Source organism: Manganibacter manganicus (assembly GCF_002075885.1).
Classification (GTDB): domain Bacteria; phylum Pseudomonadota; class Alphaproteobacteria; order Rhizobiales; family Rhizobiaceae; genus Mesorhizobium; species Mesorhizobium manganicum.
Window position 1 is genome coordinate 27,000 of sequence record NZ_MDET01000009.1, and the last position, 23,623, is coordinate 50,622.

Here is a 23,623-nt window from a genome sequence, read left to right on the forward strand (position 1 = left end):
TCAGCGCTAATTTGCGACGCGCAAAGCCATACCCAAGGCTCATCGCACTTTCCGTCTGTCCAGTCGCTATGGCGACCGTGGTCTTATGGTCTGGGATCGTGCTGGCGGTTAAGCGGGACAGATCAAAAATGGCCGGAGCGCTCATCTGCCTGATGTCTTCGATGCTCCGAACCGGTGGGTTGTCAGCAAGGGGGTATGAAAGTATAGCCACTTGGGCGGCACACTGGGCGGGCTGATGCGCTACAAGGGATTGCAAGTGGGACGCGGCTTGGCCGCCCTGATGGTTGTTGTCTTCCATTCTCAATTAATGCTGCTGCATTTTCCAGCAAGCGCCGTCTGGAAACCACCATTCATCGGAGCTTATGGCTTCTATGGCGTGCAGTTCTTCTTTGGAATTTCTAGTTTCATTATCTTCGAAGTCGTCAGCCGCCCGAGTTTCAGGGCCGGCTCGTTTCTCCTGAAGCGCTTCTTCCGTCTGTGGCCACCGTATGTGCTTTCGTCTACCTACACAATCCGTGGCGCCAAAAATGTTCGGGTCAAGAACAATACGCTCAGCACTTCCGACGATGCGCCGACCAATGCGGCGTTCTGGTACAAGGACAATGATGCCGCTGACGGGACCGACCCCACAGGCTACACGACAAACACATATTATCGCCTGAAGAATAATGTGGGGCGGGCTGATGCTGCCTCGGCGTGATGCAAGTGATCGGAGGTCCGCAGATGACGGTGGGTATTGCCAGCGGCCAACCGTCACGCCCCCGCTGCCGGCGCTTTTGCGCGGGCGACTTCGTCTCGTTCTCTCCGCAGGAGCACAATGCCGGATCCGATGATAAGTCCTATCAGCAGCGAGCCAATGCCGAAAATCGATAAACGAGGGAAAGTTCGCTGCGCGGTTGCGGCAACCAGACTGTAGCCGGCAAGAGGGGCCGATGCGGGTTTACCAAGCGGCGACTCATTCAGCAGCGCCCTTAGAGTTTGCGCCCTGTCATCGTTTTCCAGCGCATACACCTGCCGTTGCAGGTCGCGCAGGCCAGCTGTGTAAGGGTCACTGTTCTTGCGATTCTTGAGAAGATCGATCTGTTCTTTCAGCGCCGTACTACCCTGGAAATAAACTGGCTGGTCTCCACCAATCACCTGCGCTGAGGCCGCTGTGGTGTTTTCCTGCTTCGGGGAAAGCGCCTGCACCGTAACAGGATCGACGATATTGAGTGTCGCGGCAACTCTGGCTTGCTCGGTAAGCTGCTCAATATTATCTTTGCGGATATTGTCGGCCTGCAGACGGCGCGACGCAATATCGACCTTGAGCGCGGCAATCGAATCTTTTCGCATCTTCTCGCCAGCTTCAATCTTGTCGATGACGGAGGCACGAATGAGTTTCGCAGCCTCAATACGAGCGTTGTCGAGACTCCAAGCGACGAATTTGTTCAGCGCTTCGTCATTTCCAGAACGGACGCGCATATCGAAGCCCGGTTTACCATCGGTTGGGGGGGAGAATGTTACCGACCGCATGAAGGCCAAAGCAGCCTGCTCATCAGTGGGCGGTTTGCCATCTTTGTCGCGCAACACCCCGCTCTCCTGCGCCGCACGGATAAGGTGCGCCGGTGATTGCAGGTAGGCGACGAATTCGTTGAGCAAATCCCCGCGCGAATAAGGAAAGATTTGCAGTTGAGCGTCTTCCTTTTGCTGGCTTTCCGGTATGGCCGATTTGGCAATCAAATCTGCGTAGCTAGCATAGGCAGATTGGGTAATCGGTAAAATCGTGGCTACCGACTGATAAGAACGCGGCACGGTGAAGAAGAGTGCCACTCCGATGATGAAAGCCAGTACGACCGACAGAGTGATGATGCGCCATCCCCGCAATAGACGATGCGCCAGCAACCAAAGATCGATTTCGGAATCCCGTTCAGTCTCCAAACCTATGCTCTCCTGGACCCCCGCCCGAAAAGAGACATTAAAATTACGCCTGATCACGTATGGAGGACGCACTCACCCGTTTGGCGATATTTATCGTGTATGCTGCCTGGGGGCAACACCATGACTTGTCGTCGAGGATGCCTGCCTAGTGGAGCGCACCCTGTTTTGACCGGACAGTCGGCCTAGCCGATAAGGCATAGGCATGCGCCTATGAGTACGACTATGTCCAAAGCCTCTGACGTCCCGTTCAGCCGGGTAAAAGTCATTACCTCCGTGCAGCGCCGCCGCCGCTGGTCGGTGGCCGAGAAGGTCAGCGTAGTGGAAGAAGCCATGCAGCCAAACATGAGTGTTTCCTACGTTGCCCGGTGCGCGGGCATTTCTCCCTCCCAGCTCTTTGCCTGGAAAGGCCGCATGCTCGAAGGCGCTCACGCCGCTGTCGAAGCTGACGAAGATGCCGTCGCCGCCTCTAGGGTCCGCGAGTTGGAGAAGCGCTTGCGCGATCTGGAGCGGATGCTGGGCCGCAAGACGAGGGAGAATGAGATTCTCAAGGAAGCCATCGGGGTCGCTCGCCCAAAAAGACACAGCTTACCCTTGGTGTTCTGGAACAATCCCGAGGACGGTTCCCGCTGAGCGCCACTGCCAGAACCCTCGGCATCTCCCGGTCCAACCTCATCGAGCGTGCTGCCACGCCCGTTGTTCCGCGTGGCCCGTATCGCAAGCCAGACGATGCCGCACTGCTAGCAGAGATCAGACCGATAATCGACAAGCGTCCAACCTATGGATACCGCCGCGTCGCTGCACTGATCAACCGGAATCGCCGGCTCGAAGGTCAGCTAGTCGTCAACATTAGGCGGGTGTTGCGGGTCATGCGCCAGTATCACCTGACGCTGCGGCGCCACACGGCGCTTCGTCCTGGCCGAGCCTTGACGGTGTCGTCGTGGCCTTGCGCTCTAATGTGCGCTGGTGCTCAGATCATCTGGAGATCCATGCCCGCGATAGTCAGGTAGTCCGGTTATCTTTGTCATCGATGCTTGTAACCGAGAAATCATTGGCTGGCTCGCCGTGGCAAATGCCGGCATCTCGTCCGAGATGGTTTACTACCTCATGATCACATCGGTCGAGCGGCGCGTCGGGAGCACCAGAACCAGCCACCGGGTGGAATGGCTGTCCGACAATGGTAGTGCCTACATCGCCCGCCAGACTGCCCAAACCGCTGCCGCCCTAGGACTGACGCTGCTCTTCACCCCCGTCCGCAGTTCTCAGAGCAACGGCATGTCCGGGTCCTTCGTCAAAACCCTCAAACGCGATTACGCCTCGATCCACATCCTGCCCGACACCGATACCATCCTGGCCTTGTTGCCGGACTGGATGAAAGAGCAATCGAGATCCGTCGCATCTGCGCCTCCGACAGCCAGATCAGATCGCGATGGCAACGCCTTCTTACGCTGCCCTTGAATCAACCGATCCTCGTCACCGCAAGCAATTTAATAAGTCTTGAGCCTAGAGGGCGTATGTCCACTAATACCGTGCTCTTGCCTAATACTTGTAATTTTCATTATCAATAGCGCCACTGCGAGCGCGCCTGTCACAAGCGCTGTCTGCAATCCCATACTAAACAATGCAAACATATATGGAATAATAAAAACTAGAGCGGCTTCGCGATTGTGTAAAAAGAATTTGGAATCACGTCGCGATATGAGCAGACGTAAAATTAGGAACACGAAAAAAGGCCCACCGACGCCAAAATTTATATAAGCATCGCTAACTAGATCTGCGTTCGCCGAAACATTAGGACCAAAATAATTCCTCCCAATCACAATCCGGTAGTCCTGTCCATTGCCACCAAATATCTCACCAAGCAAGCCATCACCACCCCAATAGAGACCAACCTCTTCAACCTGCTCTAAATAACGGACAAAAAGTCCAACGCTGACATGAAAAGCTCGGTCGTAAATCCCAATTACATATGGAGAAATCCTTCCGAGCAGAAATGACGCAAGGCCAAGTGAAATGGTAAGCCCAGAAAGTCCCAGCAATAAATCGCTGATCTTAAATCTCCGTCTCATTGACACGAACCATAGATAAGATAGAATAACAATTACGATAAATACAAGAGATGAGCGTTGTCCGCTTAGCATATAGTCACTGATAAAGATAAGGGCAGATCCTATCAAATATCTCGATGATCTCCTTGAGATAGCCAAGTATCCAAATGAAAATCCCCCAACAAATTTAGAGAAAATCATACCATAACGCTCCCAGTGCATTACAGCTGCGCTGAGCGCATGTCGGTATTCATATATTTCAGAAAGGCCGGGAAATCCAATCATAGAACGATATTTCCATATCCAAAACAGATATAGTATACTGGACGTTAGTCCAGCCATGACGAAAATCCCTTCCCCTCGTCGTCCCAATCGAATTCGATGATACTTGAACGTTGGAAAATTAATAATAGAAAACAATGTTGGCAAGATTATATAGTATATTATAAATATTTGTGATCTACTATTGTCTGCCGAAAATATAAGTACGATAGATCCAGATACTCCCCCGATTACAACAACCGGAAATAGAATCAAAGCGAACAAATCCAATGCAGCCCGTCGACAAAATAAGTAAATTAATGGAAACACCAATAGATATTCAATAAATAATACGTACAATAATCTATTTGGAATGAAGTCAATATAACTCGCAAAATAAAGCCATGTCGAGTTTTGTCTCATATTATAGTACAAAAATATTAAAGAGTTTATATATATAAATAGAAAAATAGCAATCTTGTCGGTTAATATAAATCTGGACAAGCGAGCTTTGAAATGCGTTGGTCCCATATTGTTTATCTGCGCCTGTCTTTGCATTAAGCTTCTCTGTTGTTATGTGAAGACGATGCAGATAAACTGCGACATATCCTATTGAGTGCGTGCTTACGCGCTAATCAAACTCCTGATACCGCCGCTGAACCCCATGAGACGTCCGCTCAGGACAAACCTGCGCAAAGCAGTGAACGCGCTTTTGTACATGGCCTCGTTGGGCGGTGCCTAGTGGCTTTTGTCGAGGGACTTGCTGCCATTCTCGAAGCTACGAAATACCGCGATCGGCTCCGTGACAAAGGCCTTCCGTACACGACAATGAACTGGTCATGACAGCGCGCGAACAAGGAGGTAGTGAGACTAGCCCTGCCTTCAGTGGCGCCGTTAGCCATTTCACAGACAATCCGGACAGCGACAGTGTCCCCGTCCCTAAATCGACCCTCAAACGCTGACCGCTGTTGCGCCATGTCTTCGCTGACCGCAGCTACCCAGGTTAAAATTGAGGAGAACGCTGCAGAACATCGGAAAGTTCATGTTGGAGGTCATCAGAAGCTCCGACTGCACCAAAGGCCTTGAGAGCTTGCCACGCCGATGGTCGGTAAAGCCCACCCTCGCGTGGCTCGGCAGATGCTGGAGGGCGGCAAAAGACTTCGGGCACACCACCGTGTCCACCGAGGCTTGGCTCTTCGTCACAAATATCCGCGCGCTCACCAGAGCTCTCGCAAGGCCTTGATATGACTGCATCCATTTCGAATTTGACTCTAATGAGTTTACTTCTTTAGCCTACGACCGAATAGCCCTTCAAATAGGGCTACCCATAACGAGCCAAATAGTACTGCAATCGAGGGGCAAAATCGAATGGCCTCGTCGGAATTATTCTCGATATCAGCGGGTTCGTCGTCCACGCGTCTCTCCGTCAAAAATAGGCTTTCTCAATTCACCATACCATGCGCCTAAGTACCGATCTTAGCACATTTTATGGGCTAGCGGCTGGTTCATGCCGAATCGACAGCGCTTTGCCATACTTTTCGAGTAACAACACTAGGATCAAGCACCTTCGGTTCGCTGTCGCAGCATTCCATTCCAGAAAGGTCGGATGCACGATCGCATCGTGCACTCGCCGCAACTTGTTATGGGTGACATGTTTCGTGACCAACGCGAATCTTGATCGCCTAGAATTGATGCGGTAAGCGCGGCAATTATGGGCAGCAGGTTTGCACAAGGTCCCAATAATATCCTGATACCAACCCTTTCGACGGTTTCGAAGCCCACAGATGAAGATTGCTCATGAGTTGTTTAATAGTAATCGGAATTCACGCCACCGTTCACAACATCGGGCTTACGCTGTATGTGATCGCCGTCGATCTGGTCGGGGCTAGAGTCCGAGTCGTCGCCGAGAATCTGGGAAGCGGCATCAAAAGCAAGACCTACCTGCGTCGAGATGGCAAAACTGTGGAGCCTATAGAAAAAGTGGCACTGGCATGAGGGCCGTCCAACTCACATCGGTTCATCCTCGCGATGACATACGAATTTTCCGCAAGCAGTGTACGACCTTGGCAAACGCGGGAGTTCCGATTTCTCTTGTCGTCGCCGATGGCAAGGGAGATTCTTCCGAAGCTGGAGTACGTATCATCGATGTCGGCAGGCCATTGGGCGGTAGGTTATCGCGAATGGCCCGAGTTGTGAATCGCGTCTACAGGAAGGCTCTCGAACTCGATGCGGATCTCTATCACCTCCATGACCCCGAACTTCTACCTATCGGGCTCAAGCTGAAGAAGCGCGGCAAGAAAGTCATCTTTGATTCACATGAGAACTATCCAGCCGACATCCGTACCAAGCATTATATTCCAACTCCTGCGCGACCAATAATATCTTTTCTATTCTCGGGGTTGGAACGTTATATTTGTACGCGCCTCGACCATGTTGTGGCAGCTACGCCCGGTATCGCAGAGCATTTCCGCGCGATAGGCTGTAGAGTGCTGGAAATTAACAACTATCCGCAAGCGGAAGAACTCGGAGAGCTCCTCCCTTGGAATGACAAGCTAGACCAAGTTTGCTATGTTGGCGCTATGACGAGTATTCGTGGCGTTCCCGAACTGGTTGACGCCATGGCCCATACGCGTTTGGACGTGCGTCTCGCACTTGCCGGCCGCTTTACCGAAGCCGCCACAGGCGATTTATGTCGCAAGAGCGCTGGCTGGAAGCGGGTCTTTGAGCATGGGCAAGTCAGTCCGCAGCAGGTGCGTACTGTAATGCAGAAATCAATGGCGGGGGTGGTGACCTTTCTGCCAGCACCAAACCACATTGATGCTCAGCCCAACAAGATGTTCGAGTACATGGCAGCGGGCATCCCAGTTATCGGTTCCAACTTTCCACTCTGGCGTACCATCATCGAAGGTAATCAGTGTGGTATTTGCGTCGATCCAACCAATCCTTCGGCAATTGCAAGCGCGATCGGCCGCCTCATGGACCGACGGCAAGAGGCAGAGAAAATGGGGCAACGTGGGCGCAAAGCAATACTCGAACACTACAGTTGGGAGAGGGAAAGTTCCAAGCTAATCATGCTGTATCAAGAATTGCTGAATAGCTAGATGCAGGAACAGTTTCCCATCGTAAGTGTCGTCATACCGAGCTACAATCACGTGACCTATGTCGAAGATGCGATCCGTAGTGCGTGTAAGCAGGAGCTCGACGGCTTCCGATTGGAGGTTATCGTCGTAGATGACGGCTCAACGGATGGCAGTGTCGATTTGCTGCGACAGATGCAGAAAATGAGAAAATATGACTTTCGCCTCGTGGTCAAAGGCAACGAAGGGCTGTGCCGTACACTCAACCGTGCGATTCGCGAACATTCGACAGGCCAATACCTCGCCATTATCGCCTCGGACGATATGTGGCGGGCCGACAAGTTACGCAAGCAGTTCGCGCAATTGCAGGGCAATCCAGACTGTAGGCTGTGCTACAGCAACGCCATGACCTTCGGCGAGGGCGAGATTTGCAAGACCTGGACGCGACGGATGATGGCGGGAGACGTCAAGAGCATCTTGACGATCTTCAACTTCATCCCGGCTGGAACGATGATGTTTACCCGCGGGCTTTTTGATGAGGTCGGCGGCTTCGATGAAACCGGTCTGAAATTGGAGGATTGGGATATCCTGCTGCGCTCTTCCGACAAAACGGCATTCTGCTATGTTGACGAACCACTGCTGCTTTACCGGCTGCACGGCGAGAGCTCGATCGCCAAGATGCGAGCGCGAGGAGTCCTTTTCAACGAGAAGATAAAGGTACTGCGGAAGAACCGGTCGATCACCAATCCGCTTCTGCGTCTAGTGTCCGTCTGCCTTCATTTCGGGCTGGATAAGCTTGCGCGCCCGCTCATGGCCAGCATCAAGGCAGAAAACAAATGAAATTTCTGGTAACGGGCGGCGCCGGCTTCATCGGCTCGGCGCTGGTACGCTACATAATAAGCGAAACTGAGGACACTGTCGTCAATGTCGACAAGCTGACCTATGCTGGGAATCTAGAGTCACTTGAAAGCGTCCGGGGTAACAGTCGCTACGCGTTCGAACAGATCGACATTTGCGATGCCGTGAACATCGCGCGAATTCTGCGAGCCCACCGACCCAACATTATCCTTCATCTAGCCGCGGAGTCTCATGTCGATCGGTCTATAGACGGTCCGGCGGAATTTATCCGCACAAATATCGTCGGCACCTACACTTTGCTAGAGGCCGCGAGACAATACTGGAAGGATATGGATTCCGAATGCCAGAGCCGCTTTCGATTTCATCACGTCTCAACCGACGAAGTGTTTGGCGATCTAGAGGGGACCGATTCGCTCTTTACCGAAAATACGCCTTACGCGCCCAGTTCGCCATATTCGGCCAGTAAGGCGAGCAGTGACCATCTTGTACGCGCTTGGCAGCGGACGTATTCCCTGCCGGTGGTAATTACCAACTGCTCCAATAATTACGGTCCCCATCATTTCCCTGAAAAGCTCATTCCTCTGATGATCCTGAATGCGCTGGAGGGAAAGCCTATGCCGGTATACGGAAAGGGTGAGCAAATCCGCGACTGGCTCTTCGTGGACGATCATGTACGAGCTCTGTACAAGGTCGCGAATGAAGCAAAGGTCGGCTCGGCGTACAACATCGGTGGCTTCAACGAGATGAGGAACATCGATGTCGTGCAGGCCATATGTGATCTCCTCGAGGAGATCGTCCCGCAAAAGCCAGCCGGTGTCGCACGCTATGAAGATCTGATCAGCTTCGTCGCCGATCGCCCCGGCCATGACATGCGCTATGCTATCGATGCCGGTAGGATCAGCCGAGAACTCGGGTGGAAACCTCTTGAAACGTTCCAGAGCGGATTGCGCAAGACGGTCGAATGGTATGTTCGCAACCGTGATTGGTGCAGTCATGTCCAAGATGGTAGCTACCGCCGCGAGCGTCTCGGTATTGCAACGTGAGGTAAGGCAATGAAAGGGATAGTACTGGCCGGCGGTTCCGGCTCAAGGCTGTATCCAATCACCAGGGGTGTTTCGAAGCAACTCTTGCCGGTGTACGACAAGCCGCTGGTCTTCTATCCTCTTTCCGTTCTCATGCTGGCGGGTATCCGCGAGATATTGATCATCACCACGCCCGAAGACCAACATGGCTTCCGTCGGTTGCTGGGTGATGGTTCGCAATTCGGCATCAATCTCGAATATGCAGAGCAACCCAGGCCCGAAGGCCTCGCTCAGGCTTTCATCATCGGAGAAGAATTTCTCGGCGGTTCGCCTGCCTGCCTGGTCCTTGGGGACAATCTATTTTATGGGCAGGGTTTCACGCCGATGCTACGGGCGGCTACCATGCGAGATCACGGCGCCACCGTATTCGGCTATCGCGTCAAGGATCCGGAGCGGTTTGGTATCGTGGAGATCGACGCTGAGCGCCGTGCAATCTCGATCGAGGAAAAGCCAACACACCCGAAGTCTCAGCTTGCCGTGACTGGGCTCTATTTCTACGATCGAGACGTGGTCGACATGGCCAAACAAGTAAAGCCATCTGCACGTGGCGAGATGGAGATCACCGCCATCAATCAGGCCTACCTCGAAAGAGGCGATTTGCATGTTGAGATATTGGGGCGGGGCTTTGCATGGCTCGACACAGGAACCCACGAAAGCCTACTCGAGGCTAGCCTGTTCGTGCAGACGATCGAACATCGACAGGGCTTCAAGATCGCCTGCCTGGAGGAAATTGCGCTGCAAAATAAATGGCTGGACCGAGAAGAGGTTTTCCGGGTAGGCGAGATGCTTAGCAAGAACAGCTACGGTACATACCTGCTCTCGCTCGTGGAGGAAGGGTGAGATATGCAACTCCTTCGCTTCATCGATTTCATCGTTCAAGGCGACGAACGCGGGCAACTCGTTGCCCTAGAGGGAATGCATAATATTCCATTCGTGATAAAACGAGTCTACTACATATTCGGTGTCAGTTCGGGAATTTCACGAGGTTTCCACGCTCATCGCCGACTAAAACAGGTCGTCGTCGCGGTTTCAGGCAGATGCCGTATCCTGCTCGACGATGGTCGCGAGCGCGTTGATGCGTGGCTGGACTCTCCTGACCGAGGTCTTGTCGTCGGTGACATGGTTTGGCGCGAGATGCATGATTTCAGCGACGGCTGCGTGCTTATGATCTTGGCCAGCGAGTATTACGACGAAGGTGATTACATCCGTGACTATGATGCGTTTCGGGGGCTTTGCGATGCCTAGTATCCATCCGCTTGCGGATGTCGCAGAAGCCGAAATCGGCGAGGACACGCGTGTTTGGCAATATGTGGTCATACTCCGCGGGGCGCGAATCGGCCGCAATTGCAACATCTGCGCCCACACGATGATTGAAGGCGACGTCGTCATTGGCGACAACGTGACGGTGAAATCTGGCGTTTTCCTGTGGGACGGCATGCGGGTCGAGGATAATGTTTTTATCGGCCCCAACGCCACATTCACCAACGATCCGATGCCACGTTCCAAAGTATATCCAGACCGGTTCCGCAGTATCACATTGAGACAAGGTGCCAGCATTGGAGCCAACGTCACGGTCCTTCCGGGCATCACTATAGGAGAACACGCCATGGTAGGCGCCGGCGCGGTTGTCACCAAGGATATCGAGCCTTACACGGTGGTCGCGGGTAATCCGGCGCGCGTTCTGAGATCCCTCGACCATGACTAGTTTTCTCGATTTGAAACGTATCAACGGCTCGATGCGCGATGAAATTGTCGAAGCCGTCATCCAGGTTATCGATTCCGGCTGGTATATCGGCGGAGAACGACTGGCGGCGTTCGAGGGCGCCTTTGCTGAATTTTGTGGCGCGAAACACTGTATCGGGGTGGCCAATGGCTTGGACGCTCTCGTTCTTACGTTGCGGGCATGGAAGGAAATGGGTCGCCTGAAGGCAGGGGACGAGGTGCTGATCCCGGCCAACACCTATATCGCTAGCGTGCTGGCGGTGACCGAGAATGATCTGGTTCCCGTGCTCGTTGAACCAGACGAGCACAGCTTCAATATAGGTGCGGCAAATGCGCTGTCGGCAATCACTGGACGCACTCGCGCTATCCTTCCCGTTCATCTGTATGGTCGCCTCGCTGACATGCCGGATCTTATCCAGGTTGCGCGCGAAAACGGTCTACTGGTGCTTGAGGATGCGGCGCAGGCACATGGTGCCAGTCTCGGCGGGCGTCGGGCCGGAAATTGGGGCGATGCCTCCGGTTTCAGCTTCTATCCCGGTAAGAATCTCGGCGCCTTGGGTGATGCGGGTGCGATCACCACCAACGACGAAGAGCTTGCATCAACATTGCGGGCATTACGCAACTACGGCTCTCACGAAAAATACCGCAATCTGATGCAAGGCGTGAACAGCCGCCTGGATGAGGTTCAGGCGGCTGTTCTCACCGTCAAATTACGCCATTTTGATACGCACACTGCCTTGCGACGGAAGATCGCCCGTGCCTATCTTGACGGTATCATTAACCCCGATGTCCGCCTTCCGATCTGGGAGGTAGAAGAGCAGCACGTGTGGCATCTGTTTGTCGTAAGGTGCCGTCATCGGAAGGCGTTGATGGAGCATCTTGCAGGGCAGGGTGTACAGACGCTTATTCATTATCCAATCCCGCCACATCGACAGGGCGCCTATCCCAATCTTGCCCATATTAGCCTACCGGTAACCGAGGCGATTCATGATGAGGTTCTCAGCCTGCCGATCGGTCCCCATATGTCGTTCGATGATATACGGCGAGTTATCGATGCAATGAATTCTTTCTCCGCCGTTAACGCGTGATAGACGGTTTACTGGGGTAAGGAATCTAACGGGAAGAGCCGCTGTGCGGATTGATCATTGTTGCACTTCATCTCCGCCATTCATAATTTGTTCGGTCCTCTATCTTCAAAACGTTCCGTGGTACAAACTCATTTTCATGGGCTCAAAGCGATAGCGGAATGAAAGATCGTGACCGGGATGCCTACTTAACCATAGTCAGCTGTGGCCTAAAATTCGAGCCGATGTGCTATGTTAAGTCGATAACGCCGTCATTATCGATAATGACGGCTACGCGCCGACGAAGAGGGCCAGCGACTTGCGAACTGGGTAGTGGCGTGCCAATTTGGCTTGCAGCCATCGATGAACCTTTGTCCGCAGAAGAAATGTTAACCCGCCTTTAGAACCATGTACAATCCGTCTAACGTAAATCAACGACAGTGAAGATGACGATGGAGCCAAAAGATTTTTATTCGATTGACCGCGATGCACCAGCATCCGTTTTGACAATGCGCTGGTTCGATAATGGGCAGACGCTCATTGAGCATAAGTGCGCAACTCTTGCCGAGGTCTGGCACGAGATTAGCAGGTTCAAAGAAAATGGAGACGACGTCGTCGCTATCAAGGTGGATGGCAATGTAATCGAACCAGAACACTTTGATCTGCTTCAGGAGGCATCCCTCTAGCGCATTCCAATAAAAGTGCGTAGCGATTTTGCGTTCGGAAATGCGTTACAATAAACAGATAGAGCATTTCCATCGACTCCATTTTCACACGAACTGCGTTCCTTATTCACCCGACACTAAGTCCCGCGGAAATGCAGGAAGCTGCAGATACAATTTTGGCGGTACTGAAAGCTGCGCGACTCACGAATGTTTAAGGCTGCAATGGCAGTCACAGATATCATCCGTCGATTCCTGCCCGCGAAGAGCTTCGCGCGCCATGTGATGACGATAGCTGGGGCGACAGCTTTTTCCCAGGCTATCAGCCTCGCGGCGCTTCCGGTGCTGGCCCGTCTCTATCCGCCCGGCGAATATGGGACGGCGGCCATCTATGGCAGCATTGTCGGGCTCATCGTCGTGGTCGGTTCACTGCGCTATGAATTTGCCATCCCGCTCCCGCGCACAGACGGGGGCGCCTTGCACGTTGCACTGCTGGCGCTCGCCATACTGGTCTTCATCGCGGTCGCGACAGGACTCGTCTCGCCATTGCTTGCACTGTGGTGGGAAAAGGAAATCGGACTGTCCAAATGGGCCTTTGCCCTGCTCGTCGTGGTTGGTGTGCTGACGGCCGGCGCCTATCAGGTCACCAATTATTGGGCAGTGCGCAAATCCAAATTCGGGGCAATCGCCCGCACGCGCATCCAGCAGGGCTTGGCCGGGCCGGCGAGCCAGCTCGCCCTGGGCTTTGCGGGCTTCGGCGCAATCGGGTTGATCGTCGGCCAGATCGTCGGCCAATGCGCAGGCCTGACCCGCCTGGCGCTGGGAATGATCGCCGATAACCGCAAGCCGGCGCGCACCGTCCATGCACGAGGTCTGGCATGGGCCGCCAGGCGCTATCGCCGTTTTCCGCTCTATGACAGTTGGGCGGGCCTACTCAACATCGCCGGCGCGCAGGCGCCAGTGCTCCTGTTCGCGGCATTGTTTTCCCCCATTCTCGCCGGCTACTATGCACTTGCGCTTCGTGTCTTGTCTGCTCCGTTAGGCCTGATAGGACAGGCGATCTCACAAGTGTTGATGCCACGGATCATAGAAGCGAACCGCCGTGGGGAGGCAGGAGAACTCGTCCTGAAACTATTCAGGATTCTTGTAAATCTAAGCTTTTTCCCATTCACGATAGCAGCAATGTTGGCGGACCAACTCGTGCCTTTCGCTTTTGGACCGCAATGGGCCCCAGCCGGGTCAATCGTTGCATGGACTGCACTCTGGGTAGCCTGCCAGTTTGTCACCTCTCCTCTTTCTGTCGTTATTACAACCTTAGAGGCACAGAGGCTTCACATCGGCGTGCAAGTTGCACTCTTCGTGCTGCGTATCTGCGGCATCTTGCTGGGCGCCGCCATGGCATCACCGGGACTCGCCGTCGTGGGGTTTACGATAGCGAGTATCCTTGGCTATACTATATATTTGTTGGCAATAGGTTTTGTGTCTGGTGTACGGGCACAACAATTCCTACAAGCTCTTATTGACCCAGTTCTATTATCTGCCTTCGGTGCGGCGGCTCTTTATGTTGTGGTTCCGTCCTTTCTGGCCACAAGCGCGGCATTGGTTATTCTGGGAGGAGTATGGATTCTGCGTTTAAACAGCGTTCGTTTGAAAATGGATGCGCAGACTACTTAAATCAGTTCTGCGCGCTTGCGGGCTGCCTAAGAACAGCAGGATGCCTAGAATAGAACGCCGTCGCGAATTCCGTTGGCTCGGCGGCCATCCACCACCATTGACGGTCCCCGTGCTGCCGTAGAGATAGACAAGGTCGAGGGCCGTGCTTCTGTTTCAGGTTGCAAGGTCAAGAGGATCGCTATAGAGCGCGGCCATGAAACCATCGTCGCCATCGTGGGCGCGTGCCCGCAGTTCGGCAAGGTGTCGCACCTGTCAGCTGCGCGCTTCCCGCCACAAAGCGCGCAAGGCAGGAAGTTATGATGTTAGACAGAGACTTCGCTAACATCGCTCTTTCATGTCCTCAGAATTTTTCAGATTCCCTCGGTGGCACAAATTGCCTCATTCTTGATTAGCAATAAGGCGCGGCAAGTGAGAATCGGCATTACCGGAACCAGTGGCTTTATCGGGGCGGCACTTGTTCGGCATCTTAGCTCCAAGAGACATGAGATAGTCGCTCTGTCTTGGCTGCACCCGGAGATTGGGTCAGTTGATGTCGTGATTCACCTCGCGGGATTAGCGCATAGAATCGGCAAGCAGCGACCATCAGATGCAGCTTTTGATGAAGGGAATTATCTGACCACCAAGCGCGTTGTCGAAGCAGCAAAAGCAGCTGGTGTGAAGCGCTTTATTTTCGTTTCCACAATCGCTGTCGTTGCCGGAAACGACGGGGTGCTTTCGCCAGCCATGCAACCACGCCCAACCAATGCATATGGCAAATCCAAAGCAAAAGCCGAGGCTTTCCTTCTGAGCCTGTCAGATATCTCCTCAGTTATTCTCCGCCCCCCACTTGTGTATGGCCCAGGAGCCAAGGGGAATATAGGAGCTCTGGTTCACCTCGCTCTTACTAGTTTACCATTGCCCTTCCGTTTGGTGCACAATCATCGGACGCTAGTTTCCGTCACTAATCTAGTTTCTGCTATAGACCATATCATTCACCGGGAAGATTTGGGAAGTCGCATATTCCACGTTACGGACCGGCGAGCAGTATCGCTGGCCGAAATCATTTCGAAAGTTCGCGAAGGTGCGGGTCTGAAACCGAAACTGCTTCCACTCCCCCCTCCAGTGATGTCGGTGCCGATGCGGCTTGCCGGCATGAGCACCCAAGCCAGTCAGTTGTTCGGCGACCTAATAATTGACGGCTCGGCGCTCTATGAAGCTGGGTGGCATCCGCCTCAAACTCCTGAGGACGGGCTAAGAGAAATCGGCTATAGGGCCACTAGATGCGGCGGTGCCGTAGCTAAAAACAGATAACCAGGGCATATCGCGGATGCATGTATGAAAATCGGCTTCCCATGTCATAATAATGCGATCTCGCAGTTGGCAGAGGTATTGAGTTGTTGCTGGTCAGTGACGGTCGCTTGTCAAGCCCGCGCACCTCACTGCACGGGTCATGGGCGTGGGCATGCACTCTGAGGTGAAACGTCTTTTCGATATTATTGCGGCCACCTTTGGCCTGATCGCGGCCACGCCAATCCTAGCCATCTGCGCTATTGTCATTCGTTTAGATTCGCATGGCCCCGCGATTTTTCGCCAAGTCAGGATCGGTCGGCATGGACGACATTTTGTGTGCCTCAAATTACGGACGATGTACCAGGAGACGGGCGACCGGCCTTCGCATGAAGTAGGTCAATCATCGGTAACACGAGTTGGGCGCCTGCTGCGCCGCACAAAGCTGGATGAATTACCTCAACTCTTAAATGTGTTGAAGGGTGATATGAGTTTTGTCGGTCCCCGACCTTGCCTGCCGTCACAAAAGGAATTGACTGAAGCAAGAAACCGCCTTGGGCTTGCTCGACTCCGACCGGGGATAACTGGAATAGCGCAAGTCGCCAGCATTGATATGTCTGATCCAGAATTACTAGCTAAATATGACGCAACATACTTGCAGGTTATGTCGATGAAGACCGATTTATCGCTAATTATCCGTACTGTTTTTGGTTCTGGGCAAGGAGATCGAGTCAGCATTTGACCAGTCCTTGGAGTGAACCCCCGACGCTGGACCAACATAGCATATCAAAACTAAGCCGCTTGCTGGGAGCGCTGGGTTTCAAATTCCTCTGGTGATCAATAGCCAAGCGCCAAGTGTAGACGCTTGGAATTGTAGACCTGTCGAGAAACCGCGGCAATCGTTCGGCCACGTCGGCGAGGCCGTCGTAGCCCGCGACGTAGCCGTCTTCGACTTTCAGGATCTGCCGATGCCGTCTCGCCAGGTTGATCACATCCCTACTGGTTGTTTTGATTCGATCGCCCAGCTTGCATGGAATCGGCAATAGAGCGACCACTACACAATCGTGCCCTGCCGCACTCAGCTACCGCAGGATTCCGGAGCCGCGCGGCCAGTTTCATAGCAGAGTCACAGCACTATGCCCGGCTGGTCAGTTTTTTCAAATGGGGCATCAAAGCCGCAGGCGTGTTCGAAATCTGTCCGTGCTCGCACGCATCCCCGCGTTTACTTCCATCCGCGAAGGCAACCGAATTCGGTTCCTTAAACATCCAACCAACGTAGGTGATACACTCACCATAGGCCCGTATCCTATGTATGAGGCTCTGCACCAGTGAAGTATAAAAATAATATTTGATATAATCCGGAAATTTTCCACGATCGATTGGGCATCAATCCAATTGGAGAAAATTTGTGGAAGGTAAAACGCTACCCATCAAGGAAAAATCCGAATTTCTGGCCGATCTGATAGGAGACAGGTTCTTGAAGCTTGCTCAGGAATTACGAGAGCTCAAAGACACGCAACCCGATATCCTTTGGGAAGTAGTAGAGCTTGCCGGTATCAGCCGCCGAAAGGCATACGCTTTGGTACGCATTGCCAGGCAGTTTGAAGAACTCGACATTCCAGAAGCACGGCTCTATGCGATCGGCTGGACCAAATTGGCGGTTATTGGTCGCTACCTGACTGAACTGAACGGAGAACAACTGCTGAAATTGGCCGAGCAGAATACGGTACATGACCTTGAGGCTTTGCTGCGAGGTGAAGCGCCTGTGGAGGATGCCAGGCTGGTAACGCTTTATCTAGCGCCGGAACAATACGAGGTGCTGAGAACGAAGTTGGTGGCCCACGGCGCGCTACCGTCAGGAAACGGTATGATTAAAGTGGAAGAGGCGCTGATGGCTGCACTTGCTTCGGCTACCGGCTGACACACTATCATCTTTCGCGGAAGGGCAATTGGCTTGTCGGCGCGAAGCTCTTTTCCGTGCCAACAGCTCGCGATCGATCCATGAGTGGGTACCATTTGCGCCACTTGGATAGGCCGAGGACACGAAGGCAATGCACGACACCGAAACCTGCCTCAAGCTGACGATGCGATCGATGCGAATTTCCGCAAAATCCTGACGATCTTCGGATCATGCTCGGGATGACGAGAGCCAGCCTTGAGATGACGATCATATTGTTCATCGGCGTATTCTTGATTGGCATCCGCGCATAGGGCAATTTCGCATCTCCGGTCGCCATGAGATCGCGGCTGTCCGAGCCCGACCAATCACGACCGGCGTAGTGTCCACCGTCGCGTCGTACAGTTTTGCGCGTCATGCGCTGTCCCGCAGGCCGGTTGCGGACGAGTACTCCCGTGCCTGTTGTTTGGTCTGGGGTTGCGCAACTACAAGAATAGGGTGAGGTAACCATCGTGGCGATCACTTTAAAGAAGAAGAAGGCCAAGCCGACAACGGTCAGCGGTCAGCCAAAAGCGGGGGGGGGCAAGCCGCAGAAGAAGCTCGCCAATAATAAAAAGTCGGTCAAGGAGTTCGAGGTTAGGCCAGGCACCGCTGCTGTCTGCGCAGGCTGCATGGAAAGCGATATGGCCGCCGGGCGGCTTTTTCACGGGTTCCTGGAACTCTGGGTGGACACGAAAAAGAAAATCATCCGCGTTCACGAGGGGGAGCAGAAGGAGTTCCTGTTTCTGTCCTCCGACGATCTCAGGAAGCTGACCGGGTTAACGAAATGGCAGATCGATAAGGCCGTGAAGATTTTGAAGGCAAGCCCGTTCTTCATCGTCAAAACGGGCAGGATCGCGCCTAACGCCCCGAACAGATACCAGATGCATTTCGACGCCAAGTGCTTCTGGGACCAGGTCGAGTATGAATTGCAGGTCACGATAGGGGTCACCGAATTGATCGGGGGCTTTAAAGTGCCGGTGAAAGAGATCGACAGGAAAGCGCTTCCCTACCTGTTCAAAAGGTTATGGGATGATGTTTTCGGTGATGATTAAGATCGGGTATCCCGTAACCTCTCTACGCGCGCTAAAAGAATATTGGATCGCAGAACCTTACGAGAAGTTCGGCGATCACAGATCCTCTATGAGAGGATAGGCAATCCCATATCCAAACAGAAGAAGCCGCTCGATGTTGATGTCAATGAGGCGTCGTCGAGCGCTCCCAAGTCCATCGAGCTTCTCTCTATCACGCAGGCTGCCGGCTTTGCCGGTGTCGCCCCGGTGACGGTTCGCCGTTGGATAAGGCAACGGATCCTGCCGGCCTATCGTATGGGCGGTCAGATCAGGATCGACAAGGCCGATCTGATCAAGTTCATGCGACAATATTGATCAAATGTAATCATAGTTAATACTCATTATTATTTCACACAAGGTAATATTGACGTGGGTATTAACAAAAAATAACGTATGAGCACGGATGAATAACAATGATCAAGATTGTTCGTAACAAGAAGCTCGCGCGGCCCATTCCCATCGCAACGCTCGGCGACCTTCATCGCTTCATCGACAGATGCGATCTGACCGTTGGACGCAAGGCAGAGATCAGATCGGCCATCAAGCGCATGGACGAGCTGGTCGGCCATGGCGGCCTCGATCTGGCCGCCGATCCGGTAAAGATATTCGCAGCGCTCGAAAAGTTTTCGCCCGCAATGGCCGGGATATCGGCTGGTAGCTTTGCCAATCTCAAATCCCGCCTGCGCGCGGCCTTTAAGCTCGCCAGCCCGCATCTCAAATCGACACGGAGCATTCGCCTGGATGGCGAATGGCTGAGCCTGCATAAACAGTTGCCGATGAGGGAGCAGCGTCAGCTCTCGCGCTTCCTGCGCTTCTGCTACGCGGCGGGCTGGGAACCTGACGAGATCAGCGATGCCCATATGGAGCGCTTCGCTGCCCATCTTCGTGAGGAAGCGATGGTCGCTTACTGGAAGAATACCGTCCGGGATACGATCCGTGCCTGGAACCGGGCCGCAGCACAACGCGAACAGCTCGCTTTGCAGAACCTGACCCCGCCCGCACCGAAGCGAAAATCGTATTGGCTGGATGTCTCAAGTCTGCCGGAGAGCCTGCAGAAGGACATTGATGCTTTCCTTGCGCATCTGAAAAAGCCGACCGTCTTTGCCGGTCAGTCCCGTCAGCTTCTCAAGCCCACCACCGTCAATCAATATCGCAATGCCATTGTCACCTTGCTTTCCGCACTCGCGGGAGCGGGCGAGGACGTAGCGTCAATAACGACACTTGCCAGTGTCGTGACCGCCCGGAAGTTGGAAACGGCGTTGATCTTCCTGTATGAGCGTTTCAACCAGCGGGTCACCAGCGGGATGGTGATAACCGCGGCGCGGATGCGCAAGATCGCGATCTGGGCAGAACTGCCGGAACAATCGATCAGGGAAATCGACGAACTGATCCGGCGTCTCGACGCGGCGGCGCCGCGCAAGAGGGGGCTGACGGCAAAGAACAAGGCGCTGCTCGACCGTCTTGACGATGCGCGGTTTCGCGATCTGGTTTATACTCTACCGCTGATCTTGATGAAGAAAGCACGCCAGCAGGCCAACCCTGTCTGGGCTGCAAGCTTGGCCCGCGCTGCCGTCGCCATCGAACTGCTGCTAACCTGCAGCATGCGGCGTGCGAACCTTATCAGCCTCGAACTCGAACGGAACATCCGCAAGATCGGCAACGGCAAGGATGCCCACTGGATTATTGAGTTCGAGGAACAGGACGTGAAGAACGGGGAACGGTTGCGCTACCAACTGCCCGCCGAAAGCGCTGAACTGCTCGCGGACTATCTGCGGCACTGGCGGTCGGCCTTGTGCGATGTGGCGTCGTCCTGGCTGTTCCCAGCCCCTGATGGCAATTGCATGGATGCGCGCCACCTAGCCGAAGACGTCAAGCGTAAGGCCGAGCAGGAACTCGGCGTTCCGGTCACGCCGCACCAGTTTCGCCACGTCAGCGTCGAACTCTACCTGCGCAACAACCCGGACAAGCTGAGCATTGCCAGCAGTCATTTGGGGCATCGCGATACCAACACAACGCGCATGTATTACGCCCGCTCGAAGCAGCGCGAAGCCAGCCGCCTGTACCAGGAGCGCCTTGGCCTCGATCGTTCGCACGCGGCAGACCGGGCGAGGTCCCGCCTTCGGCGCAAGCCTGGCCCCAACACTGGTTTCGACGCGGAGGACATACTGTGAGCAAGTGTATGAAGGCTGCGGATTGGCCCCGCATCGATCGCGAACTCTGGATTGCCGCCTGCGAGCCAGCTCGCTTCCTCGAGCGCACCCGCCCCGCCAGCATCTGGAGCAAGCCACGCCGTCGCATTGTTGAGCAGGCCTACGGCCAGTGGTTGGCGTGGCTTGGCCGTGAAGACTTGCTTGATCCGGCCGAGGCTCCACAGGACCGGGTAACTCCAGAGCGCATGGATGCATTCATCACGGAACTCCAGAATCGTGTCGCACCGTGGAGCGTGGCGATGATGATCGGTGCACTAAAACGCATTCTCGATATGATCACAGCCGAAGCAGACTGGACATGGCTTCGTTCGATCTGCGCCGACCTCAAGCTGATCGCCCGTCCGAGCCGCAACCGTTTCGCCCATATGGTGACGCCAGCGCAACTCTTCGATCTCGGCCTGTCCATGATGAATGAAGCAGAACAAGTTGATGGCCATCCTAAGCGGATCGCTGTCAGGATGCGCGACGGATTGCTTATCGCCATGTTGATCAGTTGCCCGATCAGGATCGCAAACCTGGCCCAAATCGAAATCGGAGCCCATCTCCTGCCAGCCGACGATCGATATCGCCTCCACTTCGATACCGACGAGACGAAGACAGGTAGGGAATATGACACCGAGCTGCCGGTAACTCTCACATCCTATGTCGATCACTATCTGCGGATACACCGTCCGGCGCTGTTGGCGCGCGGTGACGGGCGACGAACCGACCGGCTCTGGATCGATCGTTGGGGCAAGCCGATGGCCGAGGCTTCGATCCGCACGCAGATCGAGTTTAACACCCGTAATGCCTTCGGTCGCCATATTTGGCCGCACCTGTTCAGGGCGATAGCGGCGACCGGTGTGGTCGACGAAGCCCCGGAAGCGATCGGCATCACGCCGGACCTGCTCGGCCATACCAGCGTAAACACGACCGAAAAGCACTACATCCTTGCCAGCGCCACCAGAGCGCATCAGCGTGTGCAGACCTCGTTTCTCGAAGAACGCGCGCAGGCTGTCAGGAGACTTCGCGAGCAGAAGCATGTCGGCCAGGACGAGCCCGGAAACATCGAAAGCAGAGACGTTCAGCCGTCCATCAAGATCCTGCGCAAGGGTGGTCATGGCTGACAGTGGAGGGAAATCGTTTGTGCAATCAATTGCACAATCCAGATATTGGCTATCGCCTCTGCCCCTTGGTCAATCGGGGATGACTAGGCTGACTGCACTGGAGATATCCTTCCGCTGCAACGAGCACGGCCGGCGCCAGTCTGTGCAGTTCCGCGCTGACGTTAACCCCTTGATGCTGCGTAGATATCCTTATCCAGGCATCCCGTTAGGCACGATAGTCCAGCCTGGTGGTGGCTCACTACATGGACCACCAGCCTCCTGCTCATCTGGTTGCGCGGCTCCTCAGGCCGTAGACAATTGGAGATGGAGCATGGTTTTGGACACGACCTCGGACGGCAGCAAGCGCAGGAGGAAATATCCCGCGCCGAACCACGCACCCATGCCGCGCCGGATCGCAGCCGCCGCACGGCAGATGGCTACGATGTTCACGCTGATCTATCCGAAATCCCCGTCACCGGCGAAGAGATCGCCTTGCTTCGGGCCTTCCTTTCATCCGAAATCAACGCCATTCTCTCCAGTGAAACTCATGACGGGTAAAACCGGATGACCACCGCTGCCATCTATGTGCGTGTCAGCACGACCCGGCAGGCTGATGCCGATTTGTCGTTGCCCGACCAAGTCGCCCAATGCCGCCGCTACTGTGAGCAGCACGGCTGGACCGTGATCGAGGTGTTCACCGAAGCGGGCGCTTCAGCTTTGGACGAGGATCGCCCCGTTTTCCAGGAGATGATCGACAAAGCCAAACAGCCGGACCATCCCTTCGACTATCTGGTGGTGCATTCGCTCTCCCGCTTCAGCCGTGACGCACTTCATTCGGAATTCTATGTCCGTCAGTTGCGCAAGGTCGGCGTCGAACTCATTTCCATCACCCAGGACATCGGACAGGACGCCAGCGGCGAGTTTATCCGCAAGGTGCTCAATGTCTTCGATGAGCATCAATCCCGCGAAACGGCGAAACACGTCCATCGCGCCATGCTGGAGAACGCTCGACAAGGTTTCTGGAACGGGTCGCGGCCCCCTTTTGGCTATGGCACCGAAGTCAAGGAGCGGCGTGGAACGCGTGAGAAGAAAGTTCTCGTCATCAACGACGAGGAGGCCGGCATAATCAGGGTCATCTTCGGGCTCGCCATCGGTGCGGATAGCCGTCCCATGGGCGTCAAGGCCATTGCCACTTACCTCAATGAGCGCGGTATTACCCGGCGTGGACATCGCTTCTCAACGGGCAGTGTCTACGATCTGCTGACATCGACAACCTACCACGGCAAGCATCACTTCAATCGTACCGACACCCGAAACGGCCGGCCGCGTCCGGCCTCCCAATGGATCGCGTTCGCGGTGCCCGCGATTATCGATGAGCAGACCTTCAACACAGTGCAGGCATTGCTTCAAAGCCGCAGTCCAAAGCGCGTGGCTCCCAGGATCGTCAACGGCCCAACTCTGCTTGCCGGCGTTGCCCGCTGCGGCTACTGCGGTGCCGGCCTTGTCCTCAATACAGGCAAGGGTGGAGCCTATCGATATTATTGCTGCTCACGCAAAATGCGCGAAGGTGCGATGGCCTGCCAGGGCATGCGTATCCGCATGGATCGGCTTGACGAAATCGTGGTCGATGAAATCGCAACGCGTGTTCTGGCTCCCGGCCGAATGAACACTCTCCTCGATACCTACGTGAA

The 23,623-nt window shown here is 54.4% G+C and carries 20 protein-coding genes and 3 pseudogenes; 20 read left to right on the top strand and 3 right to left on the bottom strand.

The genetic code is table 11. The features are described 5' to 3' along the window. Nucleotides 1-211 precede the first annotated feature (211 nt). Nucleotides 212-700, top strand: a complete 489-nt coding sequence (locus BFN67_RS07270; protein WP_080918971.1) for an acyltransferase family protein — start codon at nt 212-214, stop codon at nt 698-700. Nucleotides 701-753: 53 nt separating this feature from the next. Here BFN67_RS07270 and BFN67_RS07275 read toward each other — a convergent pair whose 3' ends face one another. Continuing rightward, on the bottom strand, nt 754-1,917 hold the full coding sequence (locus BFN67_RS07275) for a Wzz/FepE/Etk N-terminal domain-containing protein (protein WP_158083485.1): 1,164 nt from the start codon (nt 1,915-1,917) through the stop codon (nt 754-756). A gap of 210 nt (nt 1,918-2,127) precedes the next feature. Between BFN67_RS07275 and BFN67_RS24735 the strand changes: the two are divergent. Continuing rightward, nucleotides 2,128-3,294, top strand: a pseudogene (locus BFN67_RS24735) (IS3 family transposase); the annotation flags it as partial. A 107-nt stretch (nt 3,295-3,401) separates the two neighbouring features. On the opposite strand, the gene BFN67_RS23930 reads toward BFN67_RS24735, so the two are convergent. After that, complete coding sequence (locus tag BFN67_RS23930; RefSeq protein WP_158083487.1) at nt 3,402-4,247, bottom strand: hypothetical protein; 846 nt, start codon at nt 4,245-4,247, stop codon at nt 3,402-3,404. Between the two features lie 1,967 nt (nt 4,248-6,214). Between BFN67_RS23930 and BFN67_RS07310 the strand changes: the two genes are divergently transcribed. The 11 genes from BFN67_RS07310 to BFN67_RS07360 all read left to right on the top strand — a co-directional run bounded on the left by BFN67_RS07310 (nt 6,215) and on the right by BFN67_RS07360 (nt 16,370). Next, nucleotides 6,215-7,324 carry a glycosyltransferase family 4 protein gene (locus tag BFN67_RS07310; RefSeq protein ID WP_080918979.1) on the top strand — a complete coding sequence of 370 codons (1,110 nt, stop codon included), beginning with the start codon at nt 6,215-6,217 and terminating at the stop codon, nt 7,322-7,324. Beyond that, complete coding sequence (locus BFN67_RS07315; protein WP_080918980.1) at nt 7,325-8,140, top strand: glycosyltransferase family 2 protein; 816 nt, start codon at nt 7,325-7,327, stop codon at nt 8,138-8,140. It abuts the gene before it with no gap. Next, nucleotides 8,137-9,201 (top strand): dTDP-glucose 4,6-dehydratase, encoded by a 1,065-nt coding sequence (gene rfbB, locus BFN67_RS07320; RefSeq protein WP_080918981.1) that lies wholly within the window; start codon nt 8,137-8,139, stop codon nt 9,199-9,201. The genes BFN67_RS07315 and rfbB overlap by 4 nt, the downstream gene beginning before the upstream one ends. 9 nt (nt 9,202-9,210) lie before the next feature. Continuing rightward, nucleotides 9,211-10,080, top strand: a complete 870-nt coding sequence (gene rfbA, locus BFN67_RS07325; protein WP_080918982.1) for a glucose-1-phosphate thymidylyltransferase RfbA — start codon at nt 9,211-9,213, stop codon at nt 10,078-10,080. Between the two features lie 3 nt (nt 10,081-10,083). After that, entirely contained in the window at nt 10,084-10,485 is a 402-nt protein-coding gene (locus BFN67_RS07330) for a sugar 3,4-ketoisomerase (protein ID WP_080918983.1), read from the top strand. Continuing rightward, nucleotides 10,478-10,945: an acyltransferase gene (locus BFN67_RS25045; RefSeq protein ID WP_080918984.1), complete on the top strand. Its 468-nt coding sequence runs from the start codon at nt 10,478-10,480 to the stop codon at nt 10,943-10,945. The genes BFN67_RS07330 and BFN67_RS25045 overlap by 8 nt, the downstream gene beginning before the upstream one ends. Then, complete coding sequence (locus BFN67_RS07340; RefSeq protein ID WP_080918985.1) at nt 10,938-12,050, top strand: DegT/DnrJ/EryC1/StrS family aminotransferase; 1,113 nt, start codon at nt 10,938-10,940, stop codon at nt 12,048-12,050. Before BFN67_RS25045 ends, BFN67_RS07340 begins: the two co-directional genes overlap by 8 nt. Before the next feature lie 422 nt (nt 12,051-12,472). Then, nucleotides 12,473-12,712, top strand: coding sequence for a hypothetical protein (locus BFN67_RS24305; protein ID WP_080918986.1), 240 nt, complete (start codon nt 12,473-12,475; stop codon nt 12,710-12,712). 201 nt (nt 12,713-12,913) lie between these two features. After that, nucleotides 12,914-14,362, top strand: coding sequence for an oligosaccharide flippase family protein (locus BFN67_RS07350; protein ID WP_158083488.1), 1,449 nt, complete (start codon nt 12,914-12,916; stop codon nt 14,360-14,362). Nucleotides 14,363-14,770: 408 nt separating this feature from the next. Further along, the gene (locus tag BFN67_RS07355; protein WP_158083489.1) at nt 14,771-15,652 is read left to right on the top strand and encodes an NAD-dependent epimerase/dehydratase family protein; all 882 of its coding nucleotides are present in this window, start codon (nt 14,771-14,773) and stop codon (nt 15,650-15,652) included. Between the two features lie 151 nt (nt 15,653-15,803). Beyond that, nucleotides 15,804-16,370 carry a sugar transferase gene (locus BFN67_RS07360; protein ID WP_192856774.1) on the top strand — a complete coding sequence of 189 codons (567 nt, stop codon included), beginning with the start codon at nt 15,804-15,806 and terminating at the stop codon, nt 16,368-16,370. A gap of 223 nt (nt 16,371-16,593) precedes the next feature. On the opposite strand, the pseudogene BFN67_RS24750 reads toward BFN67_RS07360, so the two are convergent. Further along, nucleotides 16,594-16,894: pseudogene (locus BFN67_RS24750) on the bottom strand (hypothetical protein); the annotation flags it as partial. Nucleotides 16,895-17,036: 142 nt separating this feature from the next. Between BFN67_RS24750 and BFN67_RS07365 the strand changes: the two are divergent. From BFN67_RS07365 to BFN67_RS25190, 7 genes and pseudogenes are all read left to right on the top strand, one after another. Beyond that, on the top strand, nt 17,037-17,549 hold the full coding sequence (locus BFN67_RS07365; protein WP_080918990.1) for a hypothetical protein: 513 nt from the start codon (nt 17,037-17,039) through the stop codon (nt 17,547-17,549). A gap of 488 nt (nt 17,550-18,037) precedes the next feature. Beyond that, on the top strand, nt 18,038-18,619 hold the full coding sequence (locus BFN67_RS07370; protein WP_080918991.1) for a hypothetical protein: 582 nt from the start codon (nt 18,038-18,040) through the stop codon (nt 18,617-18,619). Between the two features lie 225 nt (nt 18,620-18,844). Then, nucleotides 18,845-18,952 carry a helix-turn-helix domain-containing protein gene (locus BFN67_RS25185; protein ID WP_425349756.1) on the top strand — a complete coding sequence of 36 codons (108 nt, stop codon included), beginning with the start codon at nt 18,845-18,847 and terminating at the stop codon, nt 18,950-18,952. Between the two features lie 98 nt (nt 18,953-19,050). After that, nucleotides 19,051-20,808, top strand: a complete 1,758-nt coding sequence (locus BFN67_RS07380; protein WP_080918993.1) for a site-specific integrase — start codon at nt 19,051-19,053, stop codon at nt 20,806-20,808. Beyond that, the gene (locus tag BFN67_RS07385) at nt 20,805-21,953 is read left to right on the top strand and encodes a site-specific integrase (RefSeq protein ID WP_158083491.1); all 1,149 of its coding nucleotides are present in this window, start codon (nt 20,805-20,807) and stop codon (nt 21,951-21,953) included. Before BFN67_RS07380 ends, BFN67_RS07385 begins: the two co-directional genes overlap by 4 nt. Before the next feature lie 297 nt (nt 21,954-22,250). After that, nucleotides 22,251-22,490 (top strand): hypothetical protein, encoded by a 240-nt coding sequence (locus BFN67_RS07390; protein WP_139789075.1) that lies wholly within the window; start codon nt 22,251-22,253, stop codon nt 22,488-22,490. A 6-nt stretch (nt 22,491-22,496) separates the two neighbouring features. Next, nucleotides 22,497-23,555 (top strand): annotated as a pseudogene (locus BFN67_RS25190) (recombinase family protein); the annotation flags it as partial. Nucleotides 23,556-23,623 lie beyond the last annotated feature (68 nt).

Coding starts and splice junctions, on each gene's coding strand:
- BFN67_RS23930 (WP_158083487.1), bottom strand. CDS start 4,247: ATGATTGGATTTCCCGGCCTTTCTGAAATATATGAATACCGACATGCG.
- BFN67_RS07310 (WP_080918979.1), top strand. CDS start 6,215: ATGAGGGCCGTCCAACTCACATCGGTTCATCCTCGCGATGACATACGA.
- BFN67_RS07315 (WP_080918980.1), top strand. CDS start 7,325: ATGCAGGAACAGTTTCCCATCGTAAGTGTCGTCATACCGAGCTACAAT.
- rfbB (WP_080918981.1), top strand. CDS start 8,137: ATGAAATTTCTGGTAACGGGCGGCGCCGGCTTCATCGGCTCGGCGCTG.
- rfbA (WP_080918982.1), top strand. CDS start 9,211: ATGAAAGGGATAGTACTGGCCGGCGGTTCCGGCTCAAGGCTGTATCCA.
- BFN67_RS07330 (WP_080918983.1), top strand. CDS start 10,084: ATGCAACTCCTTCGCTTCATCGATTTCATCGTTCAAGGCGACGAACGC.
- BFN67_RS25045 (WP_080918984.1), top strand. CDS start 10,478: ATGCCTAGTATCCATCCGCTTGCGGATGTCGCAGAAGCCGAAATCGGC.
- BFN67_RS07340 (WP_080918985.1), top strand. CDS start 10,938: ATGACTAGTTTTCTCGATTTGAAACGTATCAACGGCTCGATGCGCGAT.
- BFN67_RS24305 (WP_080918986.1), top strand. CDS start 12,473: ATGACGATGGAGCCAAAAGATTTTTATTCGATTGACCGCGATGCACCA.
- BFN67_RS07350 (WP_158083488.1), top strand. CDS start 12,914: ATGGCAGTCACAGATATCATCCGTCGATTCCTGCCCGCGAAGAGCTTC.
- BFN67_RS07360 (WP_192856774.1), top strand. CDS start 15,804: ATGCACTCTGAGGTGAAACGTCTTTTCGATATTATTGCGGCCACCTTT.
- BFN67_RS07380 (WP_080918993.1), top strand. CDS start 19,051: ATGATCAAGATTGTTCGTAACAAGAAGCTCGCGCGGCCCATTCCCATC.